This is a genomic window from Acinetobacter sp. Colony158 (assembly GCF_019264745.1).
Lineage (GTDB): Bacteria > Pseudomonadota > Gammaproteobacteria > Pseudomonadales > Moraxellaceae > Acinetobacter > Acinetobacter ursingii.
Genome location: NZ_CP078523.1, coordinates 2,898,621 through 2,905,759, shown reverse-complemented (window position 1 = coordinate 2,905,759; position 7,139 = coordinate 2,898,621). Strand labels below are relative to the sequence as shown.

The window sequence follows — 7,139 nt, the reverse complement described above, 5'->3', positions numbered from 1 at the left end:
AAAAAAGCCCTGACAATTCAGGGCTCAGTTAAATTTTTATTTTGCTAATACAATTTTGTTATAGAACTCATTATTTTTCCATCGTTTTACATAGTGAGCAGATCACGCCGTTATGCTGATGTGAATACATCACATCTGGACGTTCATAATCTTGATCACAAGCTACACACGCATACACAGTCGCAACAGGTGTACCTTCAGCGTCAAAACGCGGTTCATTGATTCCATCATCATGCTTTTTAATATAATACTTACCCTTAGTCAGTAAGCCCATGAAAGGAGTAAGTACGAAACCAACGATCAAAGCAATCAGTGGGGAATAAGAAGAAAGGAAATCACCTAATAAACCGAAGAAAGCTGCAATCGATAAACCTGCTGCTGCACCAAAAGCCACCAAACCAACAGGATTAAAGTCATACAGCATTTCACGGCGATATTCAGGCTGTTTAGGTGAAAGCTTTAATAAGTATTTATTGATAGCAATATCCGTTGCAACGACAACGACCCAAGCGATTGCGAAGTTTGAGTAAAAGCCTAGAATTTTACCGAGTACCGCAAACATGTTGCCTTCCATGAGCGCAAGTGCAACAGCCAGATTGACTAATACAAATACAATACGACCCGGATATTTTTTACTGATACGGGTATAAGCACTTGTCCAAGCCAAAGAACCTGAATAAGCATTGGTCACGTTAATTTTAATTTGAGAGATCACCACCAAGATAACTGCCAATGCTAAAGCTAACCAGCCAGGTAACATATCATGAAATGCCGCATTGAACTGTTGAACAGGCTCAGTCGCATTAATCCCTGGTAATTTGGTCAATAAGTAAAAACCTAAGAATGCACCAATAATTTGTTTAATTGCACCCAAAATGACCCAACCCGGACCCGCCGAAATGACTGCTGCCCACCAAGATTTACTATTTTCTTTAGTTTTAGCTGGCATAAAGCGTAAATAGTCAATTTGTTCACCAATCTGCATAATTAGCGATAAGCACACACCAGCACCTAGCATGATTGCTGCCATATCCATAGGCGCATAACCACTATTGCCTGCATAAGTCGCAAACGAGCCAACCAGATTAGGTTCTTTATGAATCAAATAAGCCACAGGGCCAATCATCAAAATCAGCCAGATTGGAGTTGTCCAAACTTGTAACTTACTTAGGGCTTTCATGCCATAGATGACTAAAGGAATAACCATAATTGTGGAAATAAGGTAACCTGCCCACAAAGGAATACCCAGTCCAAGCAATAACCCTTGCGCCATAATGGAGCCTTCAAGCGCAAAAAAGATAAAGGTAAAGCTTGCAAAGATAATACTGGTAATGACTGAACCAAAATATCCAAAACCTGCACCACGAGTGATCAGATCGAGGTCAATATTGTAGCGGGCAGCATAGTAGGCAAGAGGAATACCTGTGATAAAGATGATAATAGCAGCGAATAAAATCGAATAAATTGCATTGGTCGTGCCATAAGTCATCCCGATACTTGCACCAATAGAGAAATCTGCAAGATATGCAATACCACCAAGCGCCGTGATGGCGACTACTTTGGGACTCCAGCGACGAAAGCTATGCGGTGCATAACGTAATGTATAATCTTCAAGTGTTTCATTTGCTGCATTATTGGGTTTGGTTGCATCAAAAGAATCCGTTACTGATGTGTCGTGCATTCTTTATGACCTTATTTGAGTGGTAATATGGTGCATAAAGCAAGCAATGTGCCAATCTCATTATCAATTTGATGAGCTGTAAGCAAAGAGTAAAATATGAATGGCTTAGACTGAATAGAATAAATAATCTATAAATCAGAAAAATGGTGGTCAAATAGACAATTTTCAAAATTATGCTAAGATAACTAGAAACGTATTTAATCAATACGGGAGATTAAGCATGACCGCATTTGTTCCCATGAAAGCCAGTTTAAGAGAGGAAGAAATGATTCCGCATCTTGCTGTGGAGGCTTTTCGTCATGCTTTTTGTCAAGCTTCACAATCAGCTTCTGTAGTGTATGCCAAAGACCAGTATTTGCTTAAGCAATCCTGTAATGGCGAGACACAAATCCTGAAAAATATTTCATCTTATTATACTGACATCGCCGTGTCAGAAACGACATTAAAACGTAAGAAAAAAGTGGCATTCTAATTTTTTATGCCACAACCCAGAATAAGGATGTTTGCAGGTCCAAATGGATCTGGTAAAAGTACCATTAAAGATTATTTGTTACCGCGACATATTGGTGCGTATTTAAATGCCGATGAACTGGAAAAACAACTCGTTCAGGATCACTGCTTTTCATTGACAGATTTTCATGAAGCACTTGAAAGTCAGCAGCTTATCAATTTTCTAAAATCAAAAAAACGTAAAGTGAATCAGACAATGATGCCTTTACTTAATAGCAATCCGATTATTTTAGCAAATGGAAAAATTGCTTTTGAAGCAAGTGAAATTGATTCATATCTAGCAGCAAGAATTATTGATTTTATTCGTATTCAATTTATTGAGTTAAAAATTAGCTTTACCTTTGAAACAGTCATGTCGCATAGGAGTAAGGTTGAGTTTCTTCAACATGCTAAAGCACAGGGCTTACGTACTTATCTTTATTATGTTTCTACTGTTGATCCTGATATCAATATCAGTCGAGTACAGTATCGCGTGAGTCAAGGTGGTCATGATGTTCCAAGAGATAAAATTCGAACGCGCTATTTGAGAAGTATGGATTTACTATTAGATGCAATAGATGCCTCAGATCGAGCTTATATATTTGATAATTCTTCTGATGGTACTCAAGCGTCTTTTTTAGCTGAAATTGAAAAAGCAGAAACTTTAAAATTAAATAAGAACTTGCAACATTTCCCTAAATGGTTTGTAGATCGTGTACTCAACGAATTTATGTAGATAAATGCGATTTTAATCAATTGAAAAATGAGTCAAACGTGCATTGATTAAATTACATAAAAATATATTATGTTTTTATATATTGTTTGAGCTAAAACCATGCATAGTTTCTTGTTAGCTTTTTTGGGCGGCGTATTACTTGGAATAGCCGTCGTTGGTTATCTGTATGTGAATGGTCGCATTGCAGGCATCAGTGGTTTACTTGCACAGGTGATAAATCCTAAAACAATAGCCAAAACACCTGCAATCTGGTTTCTACTTGGCTTATTGATTACGCCGTTCGTTGTTTCTTATTTTTATGCACCACAGATTAAGATCAGTTCCAATCCTTATCAATTAATCATTGCGGGTTTATTGGTTGGTTTTGGTGCGCGTCTGGGATCGGGTTGTACCAGTGGGCATGGTATTTGTGGAATAAGTCGTTTATCGAAACGTTCAATATTCGCAACAATCATATTTATGTTTGCAGGCTTTGTTACAGTTTATGTGATGCGTCATTTACTGGGAGGCCTATCATGAAAAACATATTTGCTTTTTTATTTGGTTCCCTTTTTTCATTCGGTCTAATAATTTCAGGGATGTCTAATCCTGAAAAGGTTCTCGCTTTTTTAGATGTTTTTGGTGAATGGGATGCAAGTTTGGCATTTGTGATGATCGGTGCAATTCTAGTAGCATTTATTCCATTTCAAAGAGCGAAAAGACATCCAATAACATTATTCAAAGAAAAAATTGAGTTACCTCAGAATCATCAAATTGATCAAGATTTAATTTTAGGATCATTGATTTTTGGTATTGGGTGGGGGATAGCAGGAATCTGTCCTGCGCCCGCGTTAACCTTAATTGGACTCGGATATGCTCAGGCCCTATATTTTATTGGTGCAATGTTGATTGGCATGATACTTCATCGGAAAATAAGAGGTGCTTAAAAAATATGAATACTCAGAAACCGTTGATTAAAAGTTTTTTTGATGAAGCGACTCATACTTTTACCTATGTGGTGAGTGACCCAGATACTAAAAAAAGCGCGATTATTGATAGTGTACTGGACTATGATGCGGCTTCGGCCATAACTTCTACTACTCAGGCAGATAAAGTCATTCACTATGTCCATGAAAATAGCCTAAGCATAGAATGGATTTTAGAAACTCACGTCCATGCCGATCATTTAACTGCTTCACAATATCTAAAAAAGCAACTCGGCGGCAAAATTGCCATGAGCGATAAAATATCTATTGTTCAGCAAACCTTTAGTCAAATTTACAATCTGGATATCAAATACTTTAACTTGCATCAGAGTTTTGATTATTTATTTGCTGACAATGAGCATTTTAGAATTGGTCATTTAGATGCATATAACCTTCCCACTCCAGGGCATACGCCCGCCTGTTTGAGCTATGTGATTGGAGATGCTGTATTTGTGGGAGATACACTGTTTATGCCAGATTATGGTACAGCACGTTGTGATTTTCCAAATGGAAGTGCAGCACAGCTTTATGATTCGGTGCAACGTTTATACACTTTGCCCGAAACGATGCGGATGTTCTTGTGTCATGATTATTTACCAGAAACACGTGAATATTTTATCGGTGAAACTGATGTAAAGACACAAAAGCAATTCAATATTCATATTGATCAGACGACTGCAAAATTAGATTTTATTAAAATGCGAGAGGCTCGGGATGCTACACTTGCAATGCCGAAACTGATTTTGCCCGCGATTCAGGTCAATATGGATGCAGGAAAGTTTCCCTTGCCTGAATCGAATGGTCAATCTTATTTAAAGTTACCATTGAATTATTTTAAAGTCTGAGTCATGTCAAATTTAGAAGATCCCCGTGTATTACTTGCTCTTGAACGAACCTTATTGGCATGGAATAGAAGTAGCCTTGCTTTAATTGCATTTGGATTTTTAATCGAAAAATCGACCTTGTTAATCCATCTGATTGATCCTGTTCGTTATCACGATAAGATTTTATTTAATCGCTGGCTCGGTGTGCTGGTGATCGTTTTGGGATTAATCATTAGTATCTTATCGATTATTCAGTATCGAGTTGCACTGAAGTCACTTACGCCGTTAGAAATGATTGAAGGTTATCGAACCAATTTACCTATTGTATTAAGTTACTTCACGATACTCAGTGCGATTCTGCTAATTATTTCTTTTTGGATGTAATTTTTAAGCATAGCCCCCTTGGGGACTATGCTTACCTAAAAAATGATATAAAGCACTAATAATGATTAGTGTGCATATATAAGTCTGAAATTGTTCAAACTTATATATTTGGTTTGGTCGTATTTATGGATGACCATATTTTGAAACGTCAGCATATTTACTGATAACTGGTTTAAGTCAATTTCATACCGATGCAATATAGATATAATGCACATTGCATAAGGTATGAAAAATTATTAAAGCTTCACAAGCATCAGCCGAATGTTACATCTTCGGAAACAAATGACATGTTAGGGTATGAGAAGTGATTATAGCTTCGCAAGAATGACCCCAATATTTACATATTTGGGTAGTTTGGACCACCACCACCTTCTGGCGTAACCCAAGTAATGTTCTGTGATGGATCTTTAATATCACAGGTTTTACAGTGCACGCAGTTAGCAGCATTGATCTGAAACCGTTTAGAGCCATCATCATTTTCCATAATTTCATAAACACCCGCAGGACAGTAGCGTTGAGCAGGTTCGTCCCATTTCGGTAAATTGATGTTTACAGGAATTGATGGATCAGTAAGTTTTAGATGCGCAGGTTGATTTTCTTCATGTACAGTATTGGAGATAAAGACTGAAGACAAACGATCAAAGGTTAATTTACCATCTGGCTTTGGATAATTCGGCTTGAATGTTGCTGTATCCACCGTTTTTAGTACAGCAAAATCTTGTTTTAAATCATGTAAAGTAAAAGGAACTTTAAAAACATTTTGATCAATAAAATTAAATGCACCGCCAATCCACTGACCAAACTTGTGCATAGCAGAACCAAAATTACGAGCTTGATATAATTCTTGTTTCAGCCAAGAATTGTCATATTTGTTCGTATAGGCAGTCAGTTCTTTATCAAAATAATCATCACCTTCCACTACACGAGCCATGGCTAAATCGCCACCTTTGGCAACACCCGCAGCAATCGCTTCAAATACAGCTTCTCCGCATAACATGCCAGATTTCATCGCCGTGTGTGAACCTTTAATTTTTGAGAAGTTTAAAAAGCCAGCATCATCGCCAATTAAGCATCCGCCTGGAAATGTTAGTTTAGGCAGAGAATTAAAACCACCTTTAACGACCGCGCGTGCGCCATAGGAAATTCGTTTACCGCCTTCTAAAAATTGTTTAATCGTTGGATGAGTTTTCCAGCGCTGCATTTCCATAAATGGATACATATGTGAATTTTCATAAGATAAATCCACAATCAGACCTAAAGTGACTTGGTTATTCTCAGCGTGATATAACCACCAACCACCCGCAGTACCTGTTTCAGATAATGGCCAACCAGTACCATGCATCACTAAACCTGATTTGTGTTTTTCAGGATCAATTTCCCATAATTCTTTGATGCCAATACCGTAATGTTGCGGATCCGCATCTTTGTCCAGATTAAATTTGCTAATTAAGCGCTTTCCTAAATGTCCACGGCAGCCTTCAGCGAATAAGGTGTATTTAGCATGAAGCTCATAACCGGGTGTGAAATGAGGGGTAGGTTCGCCATCTTTAGCGATCCCCATATCACCAGTCTGGATGCCTTTTACCGTACCATCTTCATGATACAAAATTTCAGCAGCAGCAAAGCCTGGGAAAATAGAGACTTCAAGTTCTTCTGCCTTTTGACCCAGCCAACGCACCACATTTCCCAAAGAAATGACATAGTTTCCTTCGTTATGCATAGATTTTGGAACCATCCAATATGGAACTTTTTGTGCTTTTGTGTCAGATAGAAGAAAATAAGTTTCATCATCTGTAACAGGAACAGTTAATGGGGCGCCTTCTTGTTTCCAGTTTGGAAAGAGTTCATTGATCGCACGTGGTTCAAGTACTGCACCTGAAAGAATGTGTGCACCAACTTCAGAGCCTTTTTCTACGACACAGACAGAAAGATCAGGCAGATTATTTTCAATGGCTAATTGACGGATTTTAATCGCAGCAGATAAACCCGCAGGGCCTGCACCAACGATGACAACATCAAATTCCATTGATTCTCGTTCAAAATTATCCATAATAAAAAGA

Annotated in this window: 8 protein-coding genes; 6 read left to right on the top strand and 2 right to left on the bottom strand. The window is 37.9% G+C overall.

The features are described 5' to 3' along the window. Window positions 1–70: 70 nt before the first annotated feature. The gene (locus JR005_RS11925; protein WP_004987631.1) at window positions 71–1,681 is read right to left on the bottom strand and encodes a purine-cytosine permease family protein; all 1,611 of its coding nucleotides are present in this window, start codon (window positions 1,679–1,681) and stop codon (window positions 71–73) included. Window positions 1,682–1,901: 220 nt separating this feature from the next. Here JR005_RS11925 and JR005_RS11920 point away from each other — a divergent pair, with 220 nt between their 5' ends. From JR005_RS11920 to JR005_RS11895, 6 genes are all read left to right on the top strand, one after another. Further along, complete coding sequence (locus JR005_RS11920; protein ID WP_004987632.1) at window positions 1,902–2,153, top strand: hypothetical protein; 252 nt, start codon at window positions 1,902–1,904, stop codon at window positions 2,151–2,153. A 6-nt stretch (window positions 2,154–2,159) separates the two neighbouring features. After that, window positions 2,160–2,906 (top strand): zeta toxin, encoded by a 747-nt coding sequence (locus tag JR005_RS11915; protein WP_218665136.1) that lies wholly within the window; start codon window positions 2,160–2,162, stop codon window positions 2,904–2,906. Window positions 2,907–3,005: 99 nt separating this feature from the next. Continuing rightward, window positions 3,006–3,425, top strand: a complete 420-nt coding sequence (locus JR005_RS11910) for a YeeE/YedE family protein (protein ID WP_218665135.1) — start codon at window positions 3,006–3,008, stop codon at window positions 3,423–3,425. Further along, window positions 3,422–3,832 carry a DUF6691 family protein gene (locus JR005_RS11905; protein WP_218665134.1) on the top strand — a complete coding sequence of 137 codons (411 nt, stop codon included), beginning with the start codon at window positions 3,422–3,424 and terminating at the stop codon, window positions 3,830–3,832. The genes JR005_RS11910 and JR005_RS11905 overlap by 4 nt, the downstream gene beginning before the upstream one ends. A gap of 5 nt (window positions 3,833–3,837) precedes the next feature. Beyond that, window positions 3,838–4,716: an MBL fold metallo-hydrolase gene (locus JR005_RS11900; protein WP_218665133.1), complete on the top strand. Its 879-nt coding sequence runs from the start codon at window positions 3,838–3,840 to the stop codon at window positions 4,714–4,716. Between the two features lie 3 nt (window positions 4,717–4,719). Beyond that, window positions 4,720–5,079: a YidH family protein gene (locus JR005_RS11895; protein WP_004997808.1), complete on the top strand. Its 360-nt coding sequence runs from the start codon at window positions 4,720–4,722 to the stop codon at window positions 5,077–5,079. A 337-nt stretch (window positions 5,080–5,416) separates the two neighbouring features. On the opposite strand, the gene JR005_RS11890 is transcribed toward JR005_RS11895, so the two are convergent. Then, on the bottom strand, window positions 5,417–7,129 hold the full coding sequence (locus JR005_RS11890) for an electron transfer flavoprotein-ubiquinone oxidoreductase (RefSeq protein ID WP_218665132.1): 1,713 nt from the start codon (window positions 7,127–7,129) through the stop codon (window positions 5,417–5,419). Between the last annotated feature and the right edge of the window lie 10 nt (window positions 7,130–7,139).